The 23,790-nt window shown below is 44.1% G+C and carries 26 protein-coding genes; 6 read left to right on the top strand and 20 right to left on the bottom strand.

The features are described from left to right. Positions 1 to 407 (bottom strand): hypothetical protein (locus tag D6D85_RS11310; protein WP_133308318.1); only part of this gene is annotated, 407 nt, incomplete at its 3' end. 88 nt (positions 408 to 495) lie between these two features. On the opposite strand from D6D85_RS11310, the gene D6D85_RS11305 reads away from it, so the two are divergent. Beyond that, positions 496 to 1,296: a GNAT family N-acetyltransferase gene (locus tag D6D85_RS11305; RefSeq protein WP_125672144.1), complete on the top strand. Its 801-nt coding sequence runs from the start codon at positions 496 to 498 to the stop codon at positions 1,294 to 1,296. A 207-nt stretch (positions 1,297 to 1,503) separates the two neighbouring features. Here the strand turns inward: D6D85_RS11305 and D6D85_RS11300 are convergent, their stop codons facing one another. From D6D85_RS11300 to D6D85_RS11280, 5 genes are all read right to left on the bottom strand, one after another. After that, positions 1,504 to 1,941 carry a type II toxin-antitoxin system VapC family toxin gene (locus D6D85_RS11300; RefSeq protein ID WP_161969841.1) on the bottom strand — a complete coding sequence of 146 codons (438 nt, stop codon included), beginning with the start codon at positions 1,939 to 1,941 and terminating at the stop codon, positions 1,504 to 1,506. After that, positions 1,938 to 2,168 (bottom strand): hypothetical protein, encoded by a 231-nt coding sequence (locus D6D85_RS11295; protein WP_237558841.1) that lies wholly within the window; start codon positions 2,166 to 2,168, stop codon positions 1,938 to 1,940. The genes D6D85_RS11300 and D6D85_RS11295 overlap by 4 nt, the downstream gene beginning before the upstream one ends. Positions 2,169 to 2,495: 327 nt before the next feature. Then, on the bottom strand, positions 2,496 to 3,170 hold the full coding sequence (locus D6D85_RS11290; protein ID WP_125672141.1) for a pyruvate kinase alpha/beta domain-containing protein: 675 nt from the start codon (positions 3,168 to 3,170) through the stop codon (positions 2,496 to 2,498). Between the two features lie 195 nt (positions 3,171 to 3,365). Next, complete coding sequence (locus D6D85_RS11285) at positions 3,366 to 3,860, bottom strand: hypothetical protein (protein ID WP_125672140.1); 495 nt, start codon at positions 3,858 to 3,860, stop codon at positions 3,366 to 3,368. A gap of 336 nt (positions 3,861 to 4,196) precedes the next feature. Then, a complete protein-coding gene (locus D6D85_RS11280; RefSeq protein ID WP_125672139.1) occupies positions 4,197 to 5,444 on the bottom strand; it encodes an ATP-binding protein in 1,248 nt (415 codons plus the stop codon). A 200-nt stretch (positions 5,445 to 5,644) separates the two neighbouring features. On the opposite strand from D6D85_RS11280, the gene D6D85_RS11275 reads away from it, so the two are divergent. Together D6D85_RS11275 and D6D85_RS11270 are read left to right on the top strand one after the other, a co-directional pair. Next, positions 5,645 to 7,696 (top strand): copper-translocating P-type ATPase, encoded by a 2,052-nt coding sequence (locus tag D6D85_RS11275; RefSeq protein WP_125672138.1) that lies wholly within the window; start codon positions 5,645 to 5,647, stop codon positions 7,694 to 7,696. A gap of 195 nt (positions 7,697 to 7,891) precedes the next feature. Beyond that, positions 7,892 to 8,824 carry a S1C family serine protease gene (locus D6D85_RS11270; protein WP_125672145.1) on the top strand — a complete coding sequence of 311 codons (933 nt, stop codon included), beginning with the start codon at positions 7,892 to 7,894 and terminating at the stop codon, positions 8,822 to 8,824. Between the two features lie 5 nt (positions 8,825 to 8,829). Here the strand turns inward: D6D85_RS11270 and D6D85_RS11265 are convergent, their stop codons facing one another. From D6D85_RS11265 to D6D85_RS11235, 7 genes are all read right to left on the bottom strand, one after another. Beyond that, positions 8,830 to 9,210 carry a RidA family protein gene (locus D6D85_RS11265; RefSeq protein WP_125672137.1) on the bottom strand — a complete coding sequence of 127 codons (381 nt, stop codon included), beginning with the start codon at positions 9,208 to 9,210 and terminating at the stop codon, positions 8,830 to 8,832. 141 nt (positions 9,211 to 9,351) lie between these two features. Then, entirely contained in the window at positions 9,352 to 9,603 is a 252-nt protein-coding gene (locus D6D85_RS11260) for a DUF167 domain-containing protein (protein WP_125672136.1), read from the bottom strand. Between the two features lie 45 nt (positions 9,604 to 9,648). Beyond that, positions 9,649 to 10,392, bottom strand: a complete 744-nt coding sequence (locus tag D6D85_RS11255; protein ID WP_125672135.1) for a metallophosphoesterase family protein — start codon at positions 10,390 to 10,392, stop codon at positions 9,649 to 9,651. 73 nt (positions 10,393 to 10,465) lie between these two features. Next, positions 10,466 to 10,936, bottom strand: coding sequence for a QueT transporter family protein (locus D6D85_RS11250; RefSeq protein ID WP_125672134.1), 471 nt, complete (start codon positions 10,934 to 10,936; stop codon positions 10,466 to 10,468). Between the two features lie 39 nt (positions 10,937 to 10,975). Next, positions 10,976 to 13,078 (bottom strand): phytoene desaturase family protein, encoded by a 2,103-nt coding sequence (locus tag D6D85_RS11245; RefSeq protein ID WP_237558840.1) that lies wholly within the window; start codon positions 13,076 to 13,078, stop codon positions 10,976 to 10,978. 53 nt (positions 13,079 to 13,131) lie between these two features. Further along, positions 13,132 to 13,407 (bottom strand): hypothetical protein, encoded by a 276-nt coding sequence (locus tag D6D85_RS11240; protein WP_237558839.1) that lies wholly within the window; start codon positions 13,405 to 13,407, stop codon positions 13,132 to 13,134. A 162-nt stretch (positions 13,408 to 13,569) separates the two neighbouring features. Beyond that, positions 13,570 to 14,754 carry an MFS transporter gene (locus D6D85_RS11235; protein WP_125672131.1) on the bottom strand — a complete coding sequence of 395 codons (1,185 nt, stop codon included), beginning with the start codon at positions 14,752 to 14,754 and terminating at the stop codon, positions 13,570 to 13,572. A gap of 269 nt (positions 14,755 to 15,023) precedes the next feature. Here D6D85_RS11235 and D6D85_RS11230 point away from each other — a divergent pair, with 269 nt between their 5' ends. Then, a complete protein-coding gene (locus D6D85_RS11230) occupies positions 15,024 to 15,344 on the top strand; it encodes a CopG family transcriptional regulator (protein WP_125672130.1) in 321 nt (106 codons plus the stop codon). 152 nt (positions 15,345 to 15,496) lie between these two features. Further along, a complete protein-coding gene (cas6, locus tag D6D85_RS11225) occupies positions 15,497 to 16,405 on the top strand; it encodes a CRISPR system precrRNA processing endoribonuclease RAMP protein Cas6 (protein ID WP_237558838.1) in 909 nt (302 codons plus the stop codon). 210 nt (positions 16,406 to 16,615) lie between these two features. Here the strand turns inward: cas6 and D6D85_RS11220 are convergent, their stop codons facing one another. The 7 genes from D6D85_RS11220 to D6D85_RS11190 all read right to left on the bottom strand — a co-directional run bounded on the left by D6D85_RS11220 (position 16,616) and on the right by D6D85_RS11190 (position 22,531). Beyond that, entirely contained in the window at positions 16,616 to 17,290 is a 675-nt protein-coding gene (locus D6D85_RS11220; RefSeq protein WP_237558837.1) for a hypothetical protein, read from the bottom strand. A gap of 361 nt (positions 17,291 to 17,651) precedes the next feature. After that, positions 17,652 to 17,981: a nucleotidyltransferase domain-containing protein gene (locus tag D6D85_RS11215; RefSeq protein ID WP_125672127.1), complete on the bottom strand. Its 330-nt coding sequence runs from the start codon at positions 17,979 to 17,981 to the stop codon at positions 17,652 to 17,654. Then, positions 17,968 to 18,390 (bottom strand): HEPN domain-containing protein, encoded by a 423-nt coding sequence (locus tag D6D85_RS11210; protein ID WP_125672126.1) that lies wholly within the window; start codon positions 18,388 to 18,390, stop codon positions 17,968 to 17,970. The genes D6D85_RS11215 and D6D85_RS11210 overlap by 14 nt, the downstream gene beginning before the upstream one ends. A 103-nt stretch (positions 18,391 to 18,493) precedes the next feature. After that, on the bottom strand, positions 18,494 to 19,534 hold the full coding sequence (gene asd, locus D6D85_RS11205; RefSeq protein WP_125672125.1) for an aspartate-semialdehyde dehydrogenase: 1,041 nt from the start codon (positions 19,532 to 19,534) through the stop codon (positions 18,494 to 18,496). After that, positions 19,535 to 20,623 carry an amino acid kinase family protein gene (locus D6D85_RS11200; RefSeq protein WP_125672124.1) on the bottom strand — a complete coding sequence of 363 codons (1,089 nt, stop codon included), beginning with the start codon at positions 20,621 to 20,623 and terminating at the stop codon, positions 19,535 to 19,537. It lies immediately after the preceding gene. Beyond that, positions 20,620 to 21,621: a homoserine dehydrogenase gene (locus D6D85_RS11195; RefSeq protein WP_125672123.1), complete on the bottom strand. Its 1,002-nt coding sequence runs from the start codon at positions 21,619 to 21,621 to the stop codon at positions 20,620 to 20,622. The genes D6D85_RS11200 and D6D85_RS11195 overlap by 4 nt, the downstream gene beginning before the upstream one ends. Next, positions 21,611 to 22,531 (bottom strand): homoserine kinase, encoded by a 921-nt coding sequence (locus tag D6D85_RS11190; protein ID WP_161969840.1) that lies wholly within the window; start codon positions 22,529 to 22,531, stop codon positions 21,611 to 21,613. The genes D6D85_RS11195 and D6D85_RS11190 overlap by 11 nt, the downstream gene beginning before the upstream one ends. Positions 22,532 to 22,926: 395 nt before the next feature. On the opposite strand from D6D85_RS11190, the gene thrC reads away from it, so the two are divergent. Beyond that, a partial coding sequence (gene thrC / locus D6D85_RS11185) for a threonine synthase (RefSeq protein WP_125672121.1) occupies positions 22,927 to 23,790 on the top strand: 864 nt, incomplete at its 3' end.

Raw genomic sequence — 23,790 nt, 5'->3', positions numbered from 1 at the left:
CCCCAGCTCTGCTTATGTATCCCTTTAAATTTCTCCAGCTCGCCTTTATCCCACTCAGAGTATGCTTTTATCTCCACATTTTCATTTGGCTCCAATATCCTTGAATTCACATCCCAGAAGTAAAGAGCTGATCTGGCATCTACAAGGCTTAAATCAATAGGAGAGGTCTCGGGAACAATCAATATCTTTGTTGAGCCACTGTACTCCTCAAGGTCGATATCATTCCGTGTTTCTGAGATGAGGAGAACTGCATCCCTGATTTTGCCTCTGATAACCCATTTTACGCCAACAATTTTCCTCTCCCCGCTCAACAAACTAATGCTTTTCACGGGCTTGGCCCAGAATATCCTCATCTTGCCGAGCTCAGCATACCATTTGGCGAAGTTCTCGAAATCCCTAAACAACATATTTTCACCTTCTTGCTAGCTTAAAATACCTTTAATATATTAAAACCTTAGCAGTAGATCTTAAATAGTGAGTGAAAGAAAATATTATGTGAGCATAACAGTGGTTGAAGCGTCTGAGAATAATCTCGATGATCTTTGCATGCTATGCATGCCACCTGATAGGAAGAATGATCCTGTCTTCATGAAAGGGGTTGAGCTGAAGAAAATTTGGGCAAGAGACATGCTCAAGCGTTGGGGTTCAGTTGCCAAGATCGCATATGTGGGAGAATCTCCTGCCGGGCTGATCCAATATACTCCTGTTCCTGATGAGATGGTTGTCCGCATAATCTGCATATTTGTCCCATACAAGGAGCACTGGAGGAGGGGTGTTGGAAAAAAGCTCTTAACTAGTCTCATTGAGGATATGAGGAGCCCTAAAAGCTGGTTCGGTGGTAAACCTCCATTAGCGCTCGTGACTAAGCCTTTTCCAGGGGAGATGCCCGGCCAGTATCCAGCTAGAAACTTCTTTATAGACATGGGTTTCAAGCAAGTGGAAGAAGACCCTAGCCTGTTGTACTATCCTCTTAAGCACGGCTTCGTCTACACGCCCGTTAAGCAAAGCAGACCAAGCTACATGCCGCAGAAGGATGACAAGGGAAAGGTGGTGATAATCTATGGCTCTTCCTTCTGTCCATGGTCATATTTATTCTTAAAGAAGTCCGGGCAGGAGATAGAGAAGGCTGTACATAACGTGCGCATCAGGTGGATAAACAGTTTGGAGGAGCCTGCCGAGGCTGAGAAACGCGGGATCTCCGAAGGTGTAATTGTAAACGGTAGGCTCATAAGTTCCTTCATACTCGATGATAGGGAGGCTTTTATAAAGGAGGTTCTTGCTGCATTGGAGAAATAAGCATGGTGCATGTCTAATGAAGGACATTGACAGGTAAAGTGTTATGAAGGCTGGAGTAGCAGTATTCCCATTTTTAGCTTTATAACTGAATTTCATTTTCTGTTAGGAAGCCTTAGCACGGGGATCCATTTTTTGGAGAGCTTATTAAAATTTGGTTCTATGCGCACGTCCATTAGGCTGATTTCCTTTCTCCTGACCAGATTTCTCCTATTTATATTTCCGATAATTCCTCAGGTGCAGAGCTGGGATCTCTCCTTTAGCCTTCTCATACAGGTCATCATCGGCTGTCAGGAGGATTGCCCCTATCTTCTTTGAGGCCATTACGTACATGCTGTCATAGTATGTCGCATTTCTCTCAATGCTCCACTCCAGAACTTCCTCATATTCTCTTTCATCAAGCTCTATTGAGCCTATTTTGAGACCGAGAAAATATGAAAACTTTTGAACTGCCTCTTTTTGACTTATAAACCCCTGTCTGGCAGCCTTCCACAGCGTGTTTCCGACCTCATATATTGCTAATTTCGGTGCTCTTAGATCAAATTTTCCCTCAAGAAAGCCCTCAAGGACCAGCTTTGCTTCTTCTGATAAATCCTCAACTAGAAGGAATCTTGAAGCAACGGAGGCATCCACTACGTAGACGGTCAACGGGTCTCCCTCATCTCCCTTATTGTTTTGTTTATAAATCCCCTTGGAACAGCATGCTTTCCTATCTTTAATTCCTCCAGAAGCTTTTTTGCTGCATTTTTCCTCTCCTCTAGCTCTATCCTCTGCCTTATAGCCTCTCTAATGTACTCAGACCAGTTTATCTCGATGGAGCTCATCCTCCTCCTGAGCTCCTCATCCACCTTGACTGTGATAGTACGCAATGGCATCACCAAAAGAATAACAAAAAGTAATCTATTTAAGCATTACTATTGGTAATCCCATGGGCATTACTTATTTTTTACTAAGATATTTATATTAATAAATATTAGCAGGAATCCAACGGCTGGAAAATGCCTCTATATTCGGAAAGAGATTAATGAAGGGGACCTAGATCTATGCAGAAGAGTTAGACAGAAGCTGATAAAGAGGAAAGTAAGAAGGTGAAGAAGAGTCTCGAAAGCAGCTTTTTCTTCCATGCGTGGAAGATTACTTAATTCTCCTGAGCCTGAGCAGAGATGAGATTTTCTTTCCTGCAGAGGAGATGTGCGCGCATCTCATTGAATTCTGTAATACTTGTCTAGATCCCCCTTCCAGCCCTCATACTTGTACTCAGGCAGCTCCTTTACCCTTCTGATGGGCTTTGCTATTATCTCCCTTACCTCAAACTCCTTGAAGAATCCCCCACTGTGAGAAGCTCTCACAACAAGTGCTGTGTCTAAGCCTTTATATGTACCAGCACATGATACCACTTCCTCTCCTGGCTCCACCTCACCTGCATCTGTCGCCATTAAAACTACCTCTATTGCTATCTTCGTCCCAGCCCCGAACACCTCAAGTGTCCTGTCTATTATGGCTTCAGGAGTGGGATATTCCCAGTTTATAGACCTTGATGGGGGCACAAATGGCCTTGTTCCCTGCACTACCCTTACACCATTCTCCTCAAGTTTCCTCAGGATTTCGGCATACTCCTTCCTCCTCAGCCCTATCGGTATATCTCCCCTCGGCCCCCATGTTTTGCTAGGATAGTGGGTCACGACTATCAATTTTATCCCTGTATTCCTGAATATCTCAAGCGCCTTTATCGCACTTCTCCCCGTCTCGGATGCTATAACAACCTTCTTTATCCCCCTCTCCTCGCACCTCAATTTTGCTGCATGAAGGACCTTTTCCGTATTTATCTCACCGCAATACTGAAAATATATAATTTTGCTCTCGATATCCCTGTCCATAGGGCATGATGAACTGGCGCTTTTTTTTACCTTGCTGAGCGAAATTACTATTTTCAATTTTTCTACTTCTTTGAAATTTTTCAATGAGGCTCTGCCATTATAGGGCAGATATGGTTGTCTATCCAGTGATTCTTAAGCAGGAATATTTAAGCCGATGCGAAGCTTTGCTGAAAAACTTCTAAGCTGAGAACACGATCAATGCGAGGAGGATTGTAGATTCAGCATTCTCTTTATATCTGCAGGCCTTCTTGCCAGCTTAACACCCATTTTCTCTGCTATTTCAGCTACCTTCTTTGGGATGATCCCGGATCTGGAGTAAACTATCAGAAGATCAGGTTTTCTACCCCAATCATCCATTATAGCACCAATTCCGCTCTTTATCTGCCTTATATCCTCTGCTTTCGGCTTTATAGTTATCTCAATAGATGCAAGAATCCCCTTTCCCTCAACAAGCAGATCAGCTCCTGTTCCATCCCACATGAAAACCTCATAATCCGGGGCATGCCTTCTGAACCATTCCCGTAGCATTAACACTGTCCTCAGCTCGACATCCCTTCCTCTAAGCCTTTCTGTTTCTTTAAGGAGCTTGCTGACATTTTCAGTAAGCTTGGCTATGTTCTCTGTGTTTTTATCTGCTTTCTCGGTCAAGCTAGCTATATTTTCGGTGTTTTTATTAACATCCTCCTTCATATTCGAGTCGGTGCTTTATGGATTCTTAAGGTCTTTGCTGAATGGATCCATATAATTAAGCTAATTAATAATGGGTATTCAAAAAAGAGAGGAACTACTTTTATCGAAAATCATGAGGCAGCTCTTTCTGATAGAGGTTAAGTCTAGCGCTGAGCTAGATCATGTGAGGCTCTTCCCATAAAGGAGAATATTCCCGGAAAAGAATCGAGAAAATGCTGCTGGTGACGGTAAATGTGGACAGGAAGGCCTATGACGGGGCTAAAGAGCTTGGAATAAAGATAATATGCGGGAACATAATCAATTAATACCTGAAATATGAACACAAAAGTCAACAAATTATCCTTCAATAAGCCATTTCCACAAGGGAATTAGCCTTATCTCAACTCCATCAACCCTTCTTATACTCTCCTTATCCCTAGTTATTATGATGCCCTCCTTAAGCCCCGTCTCCTTGGAGCAAGATATCAATCCCTTTATCTCCCTTTTCTCCGACCTGTCTATATCGTATGAGACTTGGATCATCCCCTCAGCTCTTATCCCCTCGAGCAACAGAAAGTCCACCTCCAGACCCTCCCTGTTCCTCCAGTATCCTATGTTCTGATTTGGCCTCATCCTCCTCCTGAGCTCAAGAAAGACAGTATTCTCGAATATCCTCCCCATATCAACTCTTCCCGATATGGCATACATGAAGCCAGTGTCTCCAAGATATGCCTTCCTCGGGTACTGAAGCCTGTTCTTAATCGATCTTGAGAATATTGGAATAAAGAAGAATAGATAACTCTCCTGAGATATTCTCTCCAGCTTGAGAATTGAATCCTTCCCGATTCTGAACCCAAGGCTCTTCAGGAAATTGTGACACTTTGAGGCCGAGAAGTAGGGGGTTTCAATGACATACTTCCCGAATATCTCCGTCAGAGTTACGCTCTCCTCAGCCACCTCGGCCACATCCAGAACTATTATGTCCCTGAAATATGAGTTCAATATCCTTATCTTATCCACTCTATCCTCTGATAGCACCACCTCGGGAAATCCTCCATAGATCAGGTACTCCTCAAGCGCTCTCTCAAGTCTCCCAATACCTGCTGTCGTGCGCTCAACTTCTATCCCCTTGAACCTGAGGAACTCCCTGAAGGAGAGGGGATATATCTCCTCAGGTATTATCCTCCCTCTGAGGGGCTTGGAAGGAACTATAAGCCTCCTTCTTGATGAAGTTACTATCAGAAAAAGCCTTCCCTTCAGAAGCTCGTGTGCTCTGAGGAGCCAGTTTTCCCAGTCATGGGCATTTGTTATCTCATCTAGAAGGAGGTATCCTGAATCCCCAAACCACTTTATTACGTCATCTAGAGCTGTTTTTGAGCTCTTTATCCTGCTGTCCTCCAAGTTTATGTAAGCAGCTCTCTCACCTCTCCTCAGCAGCCTCTGCAGAAGCAGCATGAGGAGGCTCGATTTTCCGGATCTCCTTATCCCGGTTATTGCAACTATCTTATCCCTTGCATTTGACTCTATTCTTGAGAAATCGACTTCTCTCTCCCTTAACTCCCTCCTTCTAGCGTATAGGTTCCACTCCTCAAATGCTATCTCCACATCCTGTCTTAGCAGAGAACAGAATATAACAATTTCTGTCTTCTATCAGGACAAACTTTTAGCAGCACACAGGATCCAAGATTACATAAATTAGAAATCATACTATAGATTATACAAACGAATTAGGTGTTAGAAGTGTATAAATCCTTATTTTTATTATAAAACTTTAAAAAGATGTTAGCCGTGAGCCCTAGATAACTATGGTTAAGGATCCGGTATGCGGGATGGATGTCGATCCCAAAAAGACAAAATACAAACTCATGTACCAAGGGCAAGAATACTATTTCTGCTCTAGAGTCTGCATGGAGGAGTTCTCAAAAGATCCACAACGCTATTTGAGTGAAGGCCATCACCGGGATCATGCCCATCATATCTCAGACCTCAGAAAAAGGCTCGTTGTCTCTCTCATTCTAACAATCCCAATTTTTTTAACATCGGATGTAGCTAAGGATTTGGGGCTTCTGCTCAGGTATAGAGATATCATAGGTCTCCTCTCAGCCTCACTTCTCTTTCTCTATGGAGGCTATCCATTCCTCAGAGGAGCAATATCTGAGATTAAGGAGAGAAATATCGGGATGATGCTGCTCGTCTCCATTGGGATATCAGCCTCATTTCTCTATAGTTTATATTCCTTTATTTTAGGAGAACCAAAAACCTTCTACCTTGAACTCGCTCTTTTGATTGACATAATGCTGATAGGACATTTCATAGAGGCCAAGGTGATCTCAGCAGCTACAAGCTCAGTGGATCTACTGGTAAGGCTTCTCCCCCATGAGGCCCATCTAATCTCGGATAATGGTTATAAGGACGTCCCTGTGAGGGAGCTGAAGCCTGGAGACCTAGTTCTTGTTAAATCAGGGGAGAAAGTTCCTGCAGATGGTGTGATAGTAGATGGCATCTCCTCATTCAATGAATCCATTCTGACGGGAGAGTCCGCTCCTGTAGTCAAGGGGAAGGGCGGAAATGTTATAGCAGGCAGTATTAATCTAGAGGGAGCTGTGAAGATCAAAGTCACAAGGACAGGAGAGGAAAGCTATTTAGGGCAAGTTGAGAGATTGATCAAGGAGATAAGATCCTCAAGATCTAGATTTAAGGAGATAGCTGATAGGGCAGCATTTTTCCTCACAATATTCGTCATAACTTCCGGGATAATCACTCTAGCTTACTGGTTATTAAACAGCTCAAGCTTGGGTTTCGCCATAGAGAGAGCAGTCTCGGTTGTTGTGGTAGCCTGTCCCCATGCATTGGGTCTGGCGATCCCAATAGTTATACAGAGGACAGCTATGCTATCCTCCAGCAGGGGAATATTGCTCAGGTCGAAGGAGGCGTTAGAAAGAGCTAAGGACGTCAAGATGATAATATTCGACAAGACAGGCACTCTTACAGAAGGGAGATTTAGTGCCAAAAGAATTCAAACTTTCAATGGGTTTGACGAGCTTGAGGTCCTCAGGCTAGCTGCCTCCTTGGATTCCCTCTCAAACCATCCAGTAGCTAGAGCTATAGTGAGGAAGGCTGAGGAGATGGGAATAAATCTGGCTCAGGTCAGCGAATTCAGGAGTGTTCCGGGGAGCGGTGTTGAGGGGATCGTGGAAGGCAAAAAGGTCTCCATTAATAATGTGGGATCGGAATCGCTGATAGCTGAATCAGGAAATACAGCTATCCAGATCCTCATAGATGGAGTGCTAGCTGGAGTAATGGAGTTTGAGGATAAGCCGAAGGAGGGGGCTGAGAGGGCCATTAAAATGCTCAAAGAAATGGGTTACAGAGTACACATGCTTACCGGAGATAGAAAAGCTGTTGCCTCTAAGCTTTCTGAGATATTGGGAATAGATAGCTATCATGCAGAGGTAAAGCCTCATGAGAAAGTCAATATAATAAAGGAGATGCAGGAGAGGGGTTTGGCTGTTGCCATGGTTGGAGATGGGATAAATGATGCCCCAGCCCTTATACAGGCTGATGTAGGTATTGCCATAGGTGCTGGGACAGATATAGCTATTGAGAGCGCTGATGTCATCTTAGTTAGGAGCGATATAGAGGATGTAGCTTATTTCTTCAGGCTGGCAAGATCCTCCTACAAGAAGATGCTGGAAAACTTGCTATGGGCCATAGGATATAACTCGCTGACAATTCCCATTGCGGCTGGAGCTTTAGCGGGGCTAATAGTTATAGGGCCTGCTATGGGAGCCTTAATAATGAGTATGAGCGATGTGATTGTTGTGTTGAATGCAATGTCTCTCAATTTGAGACAATAGTAGTTATATTTTACACAACTTCCAGTTACAAGTCAAGTTCTCAAATTTCCAAATTCCTTGACAGCTAACTAGCACAGAAATCTTAAATAATGAGCCTGAGCGAATGCGCACGCGTATAAGTTGATAAAAGACCTCCTTTGAGCGGAAAGGTTATATTCTTTCATTTTCACTTAAGTTCATGGTGGTTGCTTGAGCGTGGACTTCAGAGAGATGAGTAATAGGATTACATCAATGGTCTCAGAAATCGCCAAGAGCGTAGTAACTGTATACACGATGATTCCTGAGATATCCCTTTTCTTTGGCCCTAGATTGCTTCAGGGAGCGGGTTCTGGGTTTATCGCAAAGAAGGGCATAGTGGTGACAAATGCTCACGTTGTTGCTAGAGCTAAGGAAATAAGCATAGTCTTCAGCGATGGATCTAGCTCCAAGGGCTGGCTGAGGGCTATTGATACTATGAGGGATCTAGCTATAATAGAGACCGATACAGATCTTCCTCCCTTAAGGATGGGTGACTCTGATACCGTGAGGATAGGAGAGATAGTCTTTGCAGTAGGCTCTCCTCTGGGATTGACGGGAACCTCAGTCTCCATGGGTGTAATAAGTGCTATTGGAAGGATTATAATAGATGAAGCGAACGGTATATACCTTGATGATCTACTGCAAACTGATGCTGCGATAAATCCAGGTAATAGCGGAGGTCCCATAGTGAGCTGTGAAGGGGAGGTTATTGGCATTGCAACTGCTATAATACCATTTGCTCAGGGAATAGGGTTCGCTATTCCGGTAAACTCCGTAAAGAGATTCCTCTCGATGATAGAAAAATATGGAAGGCCGATAAAGGCATGGATAGGAGTCTTAGTTGCGCCATTGAACCCCAGCATATCGCAGATGTATGGTATACCCCAAAAAGAAGGGTTAATAGTTGTTCAGGTTATCCCAAGATCACCAGCGGCATTAAAGGGCATAAGGCCTGGAGATGTAATAATCGAGGCATCTGGGAGGAAGCTTGTTAAAGCCAGCGACCTGAGGAATGCTATTGAGGATAGTTATGGTTCGGACTGCATTGATCTTAAGATCTACAGAGAGGGGGACCTGTTCGAGGTCTGTGTTCCATTGATCGTGGAATGAGCTATTTATTTCTTGTAAGCAATAGCTGCTATCTCCACTAAAACATTCTTGGGCAAGGCTGCAGCCTGAATTGTCGATCTAGCAGGCCTGTTCTCCGAGAAATAATCGCTGTATACTTCATTGAAATCATTAAAATGCGATAGATCCTTTAGGAAGACCGTAACGCTGACCACATCGTTCAGGGAGCATCCAGCTTCCTCAAGAATTGCCTTAATGTTCTCCAGAACTCTTCTGGTCTGGTCCCTTATTCCACCATCAACAATTTCTCCGGTCTTTGGGTCTATGGGTATCTGCCCTGACAGAAAAACGAAATTTCCAGCTATAACAGCCTGACTATAGGGACCTATGGGCTTCGGAGCCCTATCCGTGAAGACATACTCCACCATAAAATCACCCTTAAACAATAAGAGCTGAAGGATAAAAATGATCTGCATAGTGTAAGAACCTGATGAATACTCTTCTAGGAGCAGAGGTCAGATTTGAGTGCTTTAAGCACAAGCTTCAATAAATCCGAGCTACTGAAGCTTTCATTTTTGTATCTCGACAACTTTTTCTCTAGATCTCTCCCCTCTTATTATCCTTATTTTATTTTTCTTAATACCGAAGAATTCAGCCAGCACTTCTATAACAGCTTCATTTGCCCTGCCATGAACTGGAGGAGCTGTCACATACACCTTAAGGTGATCTCCCTCCTCTACAACCTCATTCTTCCTTGCATTCGGGATCACTAAGATGCTCACTCTCATCTCAGATCCCTCAAGCAAAGTTAGTTCAACCATAAGTTCTCTGTGCTATCAAATAAGCTGATAAGGAAGGGATAAGATTTACGCTCGACTAATATTATTTGTGGATCCACTCCTCAGTATGCTTATCAGGGACTCCTCGGCCCATTTCTCAAGCTTTAAATCCTTTATCTTCCTCACCACATTCTCCACATCGTAGTCAATTCTCTCAATCCTCACTTCCTCCCCTAGAAGGGCGAATGAAGCCCTAGGATCTCCATCTCTCGGCTGTCCGACGGATCCCGGGTTCAAAATTATGCTCTTGAGCTTCCTCATCATTGCTCTATGTGTATGGCCTAAGAGGATTAGGTCATGATCTAGTCTTCTTGGAAAAGGATTCAATGAATCCACATCATATAGCTCGGAAGCCAGCTTTTCATCGCTAATATCCGGCATTACATAGCCATAAAGATGATTTCTAGGCGAAGCATGAACTGCATATATCCTCTTTCCGTCTACCTCTATCTCAACCTTCTCCGGAAGCCCGGCTAGAAACATTAGATCCTCCTTCGAGAGGAACTTCATCGTAACTTTCTCCCTAGTGTACCCGCTCAATGGCCTCAACTCCTCAGCACACCTGCAGCTTATACCATGAGCAGCTGCAGCATCATGATTTCCCTTAAGGATTATGGATCCGACTTCTCTAAGCAGATCCAAGGTCTCTGCAGGCTGAGGACCATAATCAACAGAATCTCCGAGAAATATCACGCTGTCGTATCTCACGCTCTCAAGTATGCGAGTGAGGGCATCGTAATTAGCGTGAGCATCTGAGATTATGAGGTGCATATAAATTCTAACAAGGATATTAAAAATCCCTCATCTTGGGTGATAGTTAATTGTGGAAGCTGTTGCAAATAGCTCAGCTCTTCATCCTTCTGATGGCTTCCTCCAGCATAAAGCCCATGATGTTTATCGAGATCAGGGATCCGATAAGCACTCCAGTTATGCTTATTTCCAGCCTCACTCCGAGCAGAAAGGAGAGATATGTCCCAACAATGATGCTTACTACTGCTGTCTGCAGCACGGTTGCGAAGAACCTGCCCAGCTTTCCCCTTCCTCTTCCTGCTATGTATCCTATCAAGCCGGCCATTAAATTAGCTATGCTCCCTCCTATTACATCCACCCATCCCAAACCGCCGAAGCTGTTCGCCACAAGACATCCCAATGATAGGCCTATTGATGCAGGAACCTCGTATATCAATGATAGGGGTATCAGCATATCCGCTATCCTCACTTGGAATAGAAGAAAGGATATAGGAGCAAATACAATGACAAGAACTGCATAGAGAGCTGCTATAATGGCTGTCAAAGCCACATTTCTGCTTCTCATGGGAATCCCCTTAGAAGCATCTAAGAAGTTCTGTCGAATTTAAGGCATGATGTAACAATAGCTTCGGGCGACGATTGCCCTGAAATCATCTCTTCTTTGCCGTTTCCAGCCATATATGTCATAAGCACAGATTATTCCTGAGATTGTAACTGCTTCTATTCCCCCTCCCGGAAATGTGGAGGCACCCACTAGATATAGGCCCTTTATTGGAGTCTTGAAATACGGTCTTTTTACCCCAATTGATTGATCGAATGAATATATTGCTCCTTGAGGCATGAAAGTATACCTTTCAAATGTTTTTGGTGTTGCTGCATCTTTTACCACTATGTGCCTGCTCAAATTGGGAATTAACTTTTCTGCTTTCTTTATCAGGATATCAGAAAGCTCCTGTTTTTTGCGCATGTACTCCTCTGTTCCTCTTTCCGGGAAATCCTCATAGCTGGCAGAGGTTAATATTGTGATGCTTGCCTTGCCTCTCGGTGCTAAACTTGGATCTGCGTTCGAGTTTATGACAATTTCATAGCCATCATCCATGTTCTTGATAAGCGTGGGATAGCTGGATAGATCCATATCCAATCCTAGGAAAACCATGAAGCAGGATGGGGACATTTTCAACCCCATTATGTACTCAACAAACTCCTTCTTCAGATTATCTCTTCCAACAAGCTCTAAAAAGGTTGTTTTGGCGTTTACATTTGACACGACAATCGGTGCTCTGAAGATCCTGTCCCCAGATTTTACTCCAACAGCTTTTCCATCCTCCACCAGTATTCTGTCCACTTTATGATTTACCAGAACAGTGCCTCCATGGTTCACAATGAAGTCTCTTAAGCTATTTGCAAATTTTTGAGCTCCTCCTTTTGGAAAATATCCTCCATGAAGGTAGTATGAAACACACGCTGTGAGCGCACTGCTTGCCGGAGTTTTATCCGGTGTTGTTCCGACATAGCCCAGCAATGCGCAGAGAAGAGCCTTTAAATCCTCATTTTTGAAGTACTCATCGAGCTTCTCCTTAAAGCTCTTGTTTATCCAGTCGTAGAAGTGGGGATGCTCCCTTGGATAATCAAGGAGCTTCCTCTCGCCAAAAACTTTAACTATCAATTCGGCTGGCAACGGTGTGCCGTAAACTTCAGCCTCTCTATAGCATTCCTCATATGCTTTTTCAGCCTCTTCAAAGAAGGCTCTAATATTCTCCTTTTCATCCGGGAACATCCCTGAGAGAATTTCGATGAACTCCTCCAAGCTCTCAGCTCTTATGTGTCTTCCTTTGAAAACATACTCTCTGGTGTTTTTCACAAACAAGTCCTCCTTTCTCAGTCCGAGCTCCTTGAGTAGGTATGTGATGGGCCCTTTCTCCCATAATCCACTCACATCCTCAACCCCAGCATTGAAAATAAACCCCTTTCTCATGAATGAGGAACAGTAACCGCCGACCTGATAATGTTGCTCCAAAACCAGAACTTTATAACCCCACTTTGAGAGAAGAGAACAGCAGACAAGGCCTCCCACTCCAGAACCAACGATAATTACATCGTACTCATCCTCTGCCTTGGGCTTGCTGGTATCCACAAATACTCTCCAATCATATTTCTTAAACTCCTTCAAAGCAAAATGGGCAGGAGCTTTCAGAGGATAGACAACGGAGAAGAATATGCCAACGGCAATAAATAGATTTGAGAGGACAACTGTCAATGGGAACTGGAGAAACAGAAAAATAACAGAGTTCAACAAGAATATCCCGGCCCAAACAGCTGTGATGATATTGTTTATGGTCAAAAAAGATTTATCTTTCCAGTAAACCCTTGGATAATCCCTTTTTGAAACCTGCAGGGTGTAGGGTTGCCTTATGGCTATGGAAAAAGATGCCATCAGGAACAAAGCGAGATACCCGAGAAAACCACTATTTTCCAAAAATATGTTCAAGTTTAGGATAAATGTGCTAATAAAAGCTAAGCTGAAATAGATGAGGGAAACAAGATCCATTAAGTTAAAGCTCCGTTTTAGGATTTGGGGCAGAATGAGAACTATGGAAATGATGAGAGGGACAGTAATTCCTAGAGGATTTCCAAATCCACATAAGATCCAGTAAACAATCCATGGAATGAAGGAAACAAGAATATAAAGCATTCCAGGCAATCTCACTCCATCAACCTCCTTCATAAAATCCTACGCATAGATCTCATCTATTTCTAGGCTCAAGTGAGCACCTTTAAAAGTTGTTCGATCTTCTCTTTCCTAGCTTCCAGGTAATCAAGTCTCGTGAAGTCTTCGAAGGTTTCTGTCTCGCTCAGCTTTCCTTCATTTATTTTCTCATCCAATTCTTTAAGCGATGTTACGCCATATCTTGTGTACAATGTGTTTATTTCAGCATTCACACGCCTCAACTCCGATTCTAGATAAGCCTTAATGCTGTTTTTGATAAGCTCCTCTTTCTTTAAACCGAGGGTTTCTGCAATAGTCTCTATACTCACACTCATATTCGATATGTCTGCCAGAGATTTTAAGCTTGACGAGAGCGTAATCACATACTTTCTTAATTTTACCATTTAGCATTAATTAGTCCCTTTTAGTTTACTGAATTCCTCTTAGAGTAAAAATAACATTCTATAGAGCTTCTGGTTGTCATCGCCCTGCTACTCTGTCCGTGTCCTGCTAACAACAGTTAGCACAGGAAGCAGCAAGAGGGCAGAGGCCAGCCACATAAGTGCAGCTAGATTGTAGAGAGCTGAGTACCCTAAAGTGCTTACTATTAACCCAGCTAGAGGACCGACAAGCGTATTTGTTAGGGAGTCAGCACTTGAGCTCAGAGATAAAAGGGATGCTCTCAGCTCTGAAGGTATCAGGAGGTTGAAAACAGTGGCCATCAATGGGCCTACAACCCCCAGCGTGAACTCTATTAAGACTACTATAAACACAGCTGAATAAAGCTCCCTAGTCAAGCCCAATGCTATAAACAGTGGGATCCGCATTAAAAGAGCTGAGATCAATATTTTCCATCTTGAGAAAAGCTTGGATAAAACTGGGACAGAGAAGTTCCCCAAGCTCACTCCCAAAAGCATGATGGAGAAGAGCATCCCATAGCCCTCCTTACCAAGCCCATGGACATCGTGAAAGAGAGGCTGCCAAGTTATTGCAAAAGCCCAGAAGGCCCCCGACATCATGCTGGATGATATCACGCAGAGCAAGAACTCCCTCCTCCTCAGGTGCTTAAGGCCCTCCACTACTATCCTCAGGGGCTTCTTCTCCAGCCTTCCCCTGTTGTCCCCTCCTATTACCAGCAAAAACAAGCTGATTATCACTAGAAGGGCTCCTGATACGAGAACTGGATACCTTGTCCCGAAAATCGCTATTAAAGATGCTAGAAAACCTGAGGCCAAACCTGCTGCTGTTCCTATTCCACTTGACAGACTGAAGACTCTGGAAATAACTTCCCCCCAGTCCCCCCTTTCCTTCTTTATCTCCTCAACAACCCATGCTGAGAAGCTCCCGCTCATCATGGCAACGCCAAATCCGGAGATCACAGAAGCTAAGATCATCACATGATAACCGAGATTCAGGGAGAATATCACGAGGGATGAGCCCTCCAAAGCTAAGCCTAGGCAGTAAGTTGTCTTCCTCCCGATTATATCGGCAACAACGCCTGTCGGATAATCTATGAGGAGGACTGTCAGTGTGTAAACCGAGAGTATGATGCCTATTTTCTCCAAGGTTATTCCAAACTCATAGAGCATTATGATGAAGTAAGCCCCGGTTATGTTGTAAACCAGCCCAATTAGTCCAGAGAAAGCAATGTAGATGTTGGCTGCACTCATTCTCATGATATCACACTCCCGATAGTGAAGTGTGCCTCATCTATGCCTCGGCGGGCATCAGTTTGGGATAATACTCTTCCATAAGAGCCAAACAGCAAGTAGATCCTTTCGTAATGCTCTAAGAATGAGAACCTGACAAATATTGTACTCATTTTTAGATAATAATTTCTCCCTCCATGTTCACTCCGATATTAAGTTGGCAACTTACTTATAAGTTTTATATCGAAAGATAAGAGCTAGTTAAACTTAAATATAGAATTCAGCCCTGTTTTTATGTGGGCACTATAACAATTTCCATAGATGGTGAGCTTGCTGAGAAGTTAAGAAGAGTTGCTGAGAGATTTTACGGATCGAGAAGAGGAATGTCAAAAATAGTTGAAAATGCCCTTAGAAGCTACCTAGCCGTGCTTGAAGAGGAAAGAAACATCAAATACATTGCCCTTAAGGAAGGAAGTATTCTGGCAGAAGCACCAACTTTATCAGAACTTGCCGATAAACTCAAAGCACTTGGTGTTGAGCCAAGAGGTCTCAGAATTCTGCGAAGCAGTGGCGTTAAAAGTCCTGTTAGAGGGGGTTATCGGCTGAAGAGCGTGTGATTTGCTAACTTTAAAGGACTCACTTCAGCTTCTAGCAAAGAAATTCGCACAAAATGTATACCTGAGCCTACCTTTAGCCTTCTCATAGCAGCTAGTTTTCCTGTATATCCAGAAGATCAAATTTATTTAGTTTCGCGAGGAAGATGGAAGCGTTGAGGATAGCAAAGCTCTACACTTTCGAGATGCAGTTTCTCGAGAGGACAAGGCTCCCAAGATGGAAAGGGAACATTATAAGAGGAGCAATTGGGATGCATTTGATGAGAAAGTTCTGCATATCAGATGGCAACTGTTTAAACTGCAATTTAATTTTCAGATGTCCTTACGGTTATCTTTACAGAACGCCGTCAAAGGGCCTGATATTGAGGAAGGTCAGTGGTTTCACAAAGCCATATGTGATAAAACCTCCTGCTACTGAGAAAACGGATTTCTCCGAGGGAGAGAAGATGGAGTTCTCTTTGGTTCTTTTTGGGGACTCAACTAGGTTTGAGAAGCAGCTTCTGTCAGCTGTCGTGGAGATGGGGAGGAAGGGGCTAGGAACAAAGGAGAAGATGGGAAGACTTGAGCTGAAGAGAGCATGCGTCGAGAACCCCTTTCTCAAGAAGAGAAGCATTCTCTATGAAAATGGGGATTTGTATGAGTCTGATACTTGGATAAACACGAGAGATTTATCCAGAAGGATGGGAAACACTTTCATGCTCAGGTTTATCACCCCATTCAGGCTTGTCAAAGGTGGAGATCTTGTGAAAAACATGGATTTCTACAATATTTTTCCATTCATGCTGAGGAAGTACTCTGCTATAATGCAACAGTATGTGGGCACGCTTGATGTGGATGTGAGAAGAGCGCTGGAGGAGAGCCTTAAGGTGAAGTTAAGAGGGGAGAGGATAAGGGAGGTCAAGTTCAAGTACAAGAACGAGGACCAGATCTTCTTATCGGGGGATTTAGTGTACTCAGGCAAAATCTCACTGCACATAAGGAGGCCTCTTTTGTTCTGCCAGCTCTCCCACATAGGGAAGAGGAGCAGCTTTGGGTTCGGATGGTATGAGGTGCTGTCCATCTAAATTGCTGATAAGTCCTGATCTCACTTAGCTAACCTTCCGGATTTTTCTCTGAGCTAGTTACTGCATTAGAGAAAGCGATTTAACTGTAGTCCAGTATTTCAAGCACTTAATGTTTTTAAAGATACAGATCCTTCAATGAACAAGACTTCCTAATAAAAAGCTCTAGAGAAAACAGTATTTAATGAGTAATAGTAACTTGTGTCGTAAACCCTATCCATATCTCTCCTCAGGTGGCTTTATTCCGGCTTTAAGGAGCTTTGGCTTCACATAGAGAACTTTTATCATGAGAGATGCGACATAAAGCTGGCCTGCATAATCAAGAAGATCCTCCCTCTTCCTTCCGGATTCACAGTACTCCTTTATCATGAGATCAGCTATCCTCCTTAGCTCATAAACATCATCCATTGTGTAATCACTAGGCTTCTTGTTCAGGATCTCGATCAGCTTCTTCCTTACCTCCTCTGTGTAGTACTTGGATGTGGAGGTGGGAATATATGCTCTCAAAGCTCCCATCATGGAGGTATGCTCAATTTCCGTTATGATATCCTTCTCTTTTAAGACCTCAAGGAGGAGCTCGTTGAACCCAAATATTCCTGTTTTTAGCGTCCTTACTCCCTCATCAAGCCTCTCAAAAGCACTTTTAAGAGTGCGCACATCCTCTTTTAATGTGGCGAAGTCCTGCTTTAGGCCGCTGAAGTCCTCTCTTAGCCCCTTCAATCCGGACACATCCTCTTTCAGCGTGGTGAAGTCCTGCTTTAAGCTGCTGAGATCCTGTTCCAATTTGCTCACTCTCATCTCTAGGCTGCTGAATTTTCCTGCAAGCCAGTATCCCAAGCCTGCGGAGGAGGAGATTATTGTGCCGAGCAGCACGACAAACTCAAGCATATCCACATGAAAACAACCGCACACAGTTATTTAAAAACTCGTGCTTTCTAAGGGTAAATTCATTGATAACATACTGAAACATCATTTCTCATTCGTAAAGGAGGATAGAGGTGGCACACTCAATTTCTTGTTGAGAATGTTAAACATTACCAACAATCCTTCGGCGGCCTTCTGATGCTGAAGGCAGCAGGTTCTGTCAGGCTGGCAACAGATGCTGCTGTTGCAAAACATTCTTCACAGTTCCCAGACGGTACACTCAGCAGTTGTTGGTAAAGTCTTGCGATCCGCAGTTTTGATTGCCCTGTCTTGTTGTGGAAGATAATATCTATTAATATGTAAGTCTGAAAATATTAGTTCTAATTCAGGATACCTCTATGTATTTCAGTTGTTTCAGAATTTCCTTGCACTCCCTCTCCTCGTACAAATGTAGCTCTATCGGATAATCCCAAGGCATTCCATAAACATCAATGGCCCTTCTCATTATCTCTTTCCTGAGCTTTCTATCATTAGTGCCGACAGGGATGCAGACTACCACATCCACATCGCTTTCTATTGTGAGCCTCCCCTCAGCCGCCCCTCCTATCACGTACACCTTAGCCTCTCTGTTGATATCTTTTACAGCCCTCGCAATAGCCTCAACAGCCTTTCTCCAGTTTCTCAAGTGATCTATATGATATTTAACCCAGAACATTCTTCTCCACCTCATCAAGGAGCTTAAAAAGCTCCTCAGCTGCCTCTATCATCTCCTTTACAACTTCCTTCGTAAATCCTTCCACCGCATATCTGGATCTAGTGTACGCATCCTCCAGATCAATAAGGGCATCTCTGTGATCCCTGGAGAAATTTATGAGGGATTTTGACTCACTTTTGCGATCCAGCTCGTCCAGAATCTTGGCAAGAATTCCAATTAGCTCCCTTATGCCATGTATTCTCGGGATATCCCCATGGATCCTGAGAATTGAGGCCTTAAGTCTCAGCTGACAGGCTTGGTGCGCATGAAACGATGAGAGATCCTCCAATCCTCTCTCAGAGAGCTCCTTAGATAGGTTGAGGAACTCCAGAGCTCTGTTCTTCATAACTCTGACTCTTTCGCTTATCACATGATCCTGATGCTCCACATCTATTAAAAGGTTTTGCAGCTTGACATAGGCTTGCTGTCAATTATGAAATCAACGAGTTCCCTGTATGCGAAAAAAGTAAATTTTAAAGAAGATTCTTCGCAACTGCAAGCTCTGCTATCAGCACAGCTGTGCCAGCTGCGCCCCTTATCGTGTTATGCCCTAAAGCGAAGAACTTAATGCCTCCCAAAGCCCTGTCCTCTCTGATTCTGCCCACCACAACAGCCATCCCCTCTTTTCTGTCCAGCCTAGGCTGTGGCCTATCAACCTCACGGCGGACGATAATAGGCTTCTTTGGTGCTGTCGGCAGTCCAAAGTTTCTAATTTCATTTGTTTTAAAGCTCTCTATAGCTCTTATAACTTCATCAGGATCTGTGTTTTTCATCAACCTTGCGAACACAGCAATTGAGTGTCCCTCTAGGACAGGAACCCTGTGGCAGCTTGCAGTCACATTTATACTGCACTGGACAATTCCTCTTTGCTCCAACTTGCCAAATATTTTCCTTGTCTCGTTCTCCACCTTTGCCTCCTCGCCCTCAATGTGAGGTATGATGTTGTCCTGTATCGACATGGCAGGGAGCCCGCTTAGGCCAGCACCTGATATTGCCTGCATTGTGGAGACTACTACCAGATCCACCCCGAATTCATCGAAAATAGGCTTTAATGCGAGCGTCAATATAGCTGTTACGCAATTTGGAACCTTTAATATCGCTCCTTCCCATCCATACAGCTTTCTCTGAAGTTCCAAGACCTCTATATGTCCAGCATTCACCTCAGGATTCAGCAATGGGACTGTGCTATCCAGCCTCATGTTGCTCGCATTTGACACCACAAAATACCCTTTTCTAGCTAGATTTACCTCCACTTCCGCAGCTACATCAGCTGAAAGGGCGGAGAACACGATATCAACATCATCTGTGAGAGATTGCTGTAAAACTAGGTCTTTAACGCTCTCCGGAATCGGATCCTCTATAACCCAGTTCACAGCCTCTCCATACTTTCTACCCGAGCTTTTCTCGGATGCTGTTATTGCAACAAGCTCAAACCATGGATGTCTGGACAGAATTGAGACAAGCCTCTGCCCCACGATTCCCGTGGCACCGAGGACAGCTGCTCTTCTCCTCATCTAGCTCACCTCTGAAAACAGCTTATCATACAATCTTGCAAGGATCTCCTTCGTCTCCTCTTCTAATTTGGCAGAAAGCTTGAGCAATGGCTTTAGTTCGTTGAACTCCATGCTCGCTACCTTTATTGATAGCTTCTCCAAAGACCTAAGAAGCTTAAGTGCAAACTCGTGACTGTTAACTCCATGTCCAACAATAGAGATGGCAGAGCCCTTATGGCACAATATCTTTGGTCCTTTCACCTTTCTGCTTGTTATCTTTGTCCCCCAGAAGTCCCATGTGCCTATAATCACACTTGATGAGTTGAACATCATCAAGGGCTCTATTGCCTTTGGATTCATCCCCTTCACCCCTAGACATGCTGCTTCATGGGCTTCCTCATAGCTCAGGATCTCAACTGGCCTTGCACTAGGCACCACAGCGGGATCTGCTGTCATTATTCCCGGTACCTCGGTGACAAGATATGCAGTTGTGCCCAAGATAGAAGCTATTGTTGTGGCTGTGTAATCTGAAGATCCCCTTCCGAGGGTTGTGACAAGTCCGTTTAGGTCAGCTCCAACAAAGCCCTCTATCACAGGAGCTGCCTTCAGCCTTGTAGAGAGGTCAATCAATTCCAGCAGCTTTCGAGCTGTTATGTTGTACTCTATTATGGCGTCATCCGGAACGCTGTTTGTCACTATCACATCTGTTGCATCCACCTCAAATGCCCTAACTCCCTCTGCCTCGAGAGCTTGGGTCATTGCGATTCTGCTGAGCCTCTCCCCGAGAGACACCACATAGCTCCTAAGGATTCCATTACATGGCTTTTTCAGCGCTTCTCTTACCCTGTTTATCTCGTTTCTAACTCTATCTGCAAGCTTTCTTGATCCCAGTTCATCAGCAACCTCCATGTATCTCTGTTCAACCGATTCCAACAGCTCCATTGAGCCAAGAGATGCAGAAATAAGCTCATCTGTAACCCCTTTCATCGCCGAGACTACGATAATCGGGATCTCATTGAGCTCAACCCACTTCTCCCTTATCCTTCTTGCTGTATATAGGAAATCCTCAGGCTTTTTGAGCACAGATCCGCCCACCTTCACCACTATCATAGCATCACCCCTATTACATCATCAAGCACGTTGTGTGCTGTCTCGATTCTTCCTCCTCCCTTCCCGACAAGTGTGATCTCTCCTATTGTAGTGCCAATTCTCACGGCATTGAGAGTTCCATCAACTCCTGCTAGAGGATCCCTCCTGCTCAGCTTCATTGGCTTGACATAGGCTTTTCCATCGGGCTCGAGAGCTGCCACATATTTTATCACATTGTTGTTGCGGAGGCATTCAGCTATATCGCTTAGCTCAACCTTAAGGGGCTCCCTTATCACATTCTGCAGCTTGATTTCCCTTCTCACGACATTTGAGAGTATGACAATTTTTGCAGCTGAATCCCATCCATCTAAATCCAGCCTTGGGTCTGTCTCGGCAATTCCGATTGCTTGAGCCCTTCTAAGGGCTTCCTCCATTGGTATCAACTTTTCATGCATTTCTGTGAGCATGAAGTTCGTTGTCGCATTGAGTATGCCATGTATCGATTCGACAGAATAGCTTCTGATGCTGAGAAGCATGTCTATAAGAGGTGTACCACCCATCACAGTTGATCTAAACCCTATTTTCACTTCATTTTTCCTAGCAAGGTCCATGAGCTCGGAAAATCTCAGGGCAAGAGGGGCCTTGTTTGCTGTCACAACATGTGCATGGTTGTTAATAGCATTGACTATGTTGCTAAGTCCGGGCTCACCAGTCTCGTAGTTAGCAGGAGTGAGCTCCACATGTATATCCGGCTGAACCTCGCTGTAAAGCAGATCTATGTCGAGATCAAGAGATTCAGGCAGACTTCTCAGACCTGACAGTGGAAGCTCGCACAATTTGATGAGCTCATAATCGCTGAAGCCTGAAGGCTTGAGAACCATGCCTTTTGAATCAGCTACAGCGACAACTCTTAGTTCTGCAAGCTTCTTGATATAATGTGATTTCGCTGTTAAAAGCCTCACAAAAGTTCTTCCAATTGATCCAAATCCAATTACAGCGATTTTTCTCTCATTTAACAATGCTAACCCCCTCCCTAGCTATTTTTGTCACGACAACATCAGCTTTCAAACCCTTTTCTGAAGCAAATTTCCTCATGGCATCAGCAACTGCGAGAGAGTCCTCAGGAGATCTGCAGATGGCAAATACAGACGGTCCAGCACCAGCTATATTGAATCCCAGCGCCCCATTGCTGAGAGAAAAGCCCTTCAGCTCCCAGTAAAATGGGATTAAGGCGGATCTTTTCGGCTCTGCCACAAAATCTGTTGATGCTGCTTTTCCCAATATCTCCAAGTCTCCAGTCATGAATGCATATACTAATTTTGCAACAGCTGAGCTCTGATAAACTAAGGTCTTGAGATCAACTTGCTTAGGCAGGATGCTTCTGGCAAGAGCTGTCTTTCTCTCGCATCTCGGAATTGGCTCCGGGATCAAAAGTGCGATGTGTATATCCACAGGAGGGATTATTCTGTAGGCCTCTTTGTTAGCACAGTCGACTATCACAACTCCTCCGAGGGCTGAGGCAGCCACATTATCGTAGTGTGGGGATCCTGCAGTGAAACACTCGCATAGACCTGCTAGTTCAAGAAACTCGCTTAACGGCAGTTTTATGCCAAATAGATGGGAGAGTGCATATACAGTTGCAACACACGATGCCCCTGAGCTTCCAAGCCCAAGGGAGGGAGGTATTCCTTTGTGCAGTGTGATGTTTACATCAACTCCCTTGATCCCATAGCGATTCAGAAACTCCTCTGCGGTTGCATGTGCTATGTTCTCTCTTCCAGAGGGAACATCAAAACCAGCTGAACTCACATTTATCCTTCCTTCTCCCTTCGATATGGTTATCTCTGCTTCATCAAAGAATCCCTCTATTGCCATTGCAAGGACATCAAAACCAGCACCAATATTTGCCACAGATGCGGGAGCTCTCACGCGAACACGCTTAACAGGGTTTCCATTCCCACCCAGACACCTCCTCCAGAAATTTGGGAGGAGAGAGAATAGCACAATATAAAAAGTTTATGTTCCCTGAGCCTAGAATATATAAGACTTCTGAATAGAAGCTCAGAACTGCGATCTTAAGGTTATTAATAAGGTTATTAAAGAGTAAGTGGGGACATTGTTCATCAACTATGAATCTCTTAGACACCCTAAAAACTCTGTGGATCGAATTTATATATGGAAAGGTTTATGCCCTATAATGGGTGAGTCTTGTGGGTGTCGGAGAAACCTGTTAGCTATTCTATTGGAATACCAATATATGGACATATACATAGTTCTGCTGCTATAAAGCCTTTTCATAAAGGAACAGCCAAAGGGGGATCAATATGCACTTGAGGTGCGTCAATTGTAACAGAAGATACGAAATAGATGAGGTAGTTTACAGCTGCAACTGCGGGGGCCTTTTGGAGGTAGTTATAGATCTGGATAAAGCGAGAAATGTCTTTGATGGAAGGGATATAACGCTTTGGAAGTACAGAAGCTTCCTTCCAGTTGATGAAAGGGTTTCTCTCAGAGAGGGAGGAACTCCTATCTACAAACTAAGCGATGGAGTTTATCTGAAGAACGAGGGAGCAAATCCGACGGGATCCTTCAAGGATAGGGGCATGACTGTCGGGGTGAGCAAGGCTGTTGAGCTTGGTATGAGAAAGGTGATCTGTGCCTCAACTGGAAATACAGCTGCCTCTCTTGCTGCTTATTCAGCTAAAGCTGGGATGAAGTGCTATGTCCTTGTGCCAAGCGGAAAGGTCGCTGTCGGAAAGCTCTCCCAAGCCATAATACATGGAGCTAACATAGTCCAAATAAAGGGAAACTTTGATGACGCATTAAATATTGTTCTCAAAGCAAGCAGGGGGATAGGAGCCTACATACTGAACTCAGTAAATCCCTTCCGTTTGGAAGGACAGAAGACAGCCGCATTTGAGATATACGATCAGTTAAGATTTGTTCCAGATGCTGTCATCCTCCCTGTTGGAAATGGGGGCAATATATCAGCCATATGGAAGGGATTTAAGGAGATGGAGGAAGCCGGAATAATAAACAAACTTCCCAAGATGGTGGGGATACAGGCTGAGGGAGCATCTCCTCTCGTCAGGATGTTCAAGGAAGGGGGAGATTTCAGGCCTTTTGAGAGGCCTGAGACAGTAGCAACAGCCATAAGAATAGGAAACCCCGTGAACTGGACGAAGGCA

Source organism: Candidatus Methanodesulfokora washburnensis (assembly GCF_003947435.1).
Lineage (GTDB): Archaea > Korarchaeota > Korarchaeia > Korarchaeales > Korarchaeaceae > Methanodesulfokora > Methanodesulfokora washburnensis.
The sequence above is the reverse complement of the archived record's forward strand: the minus strand, read 5'-3'. Positions and strand labels throughout refer to the sequence as shown.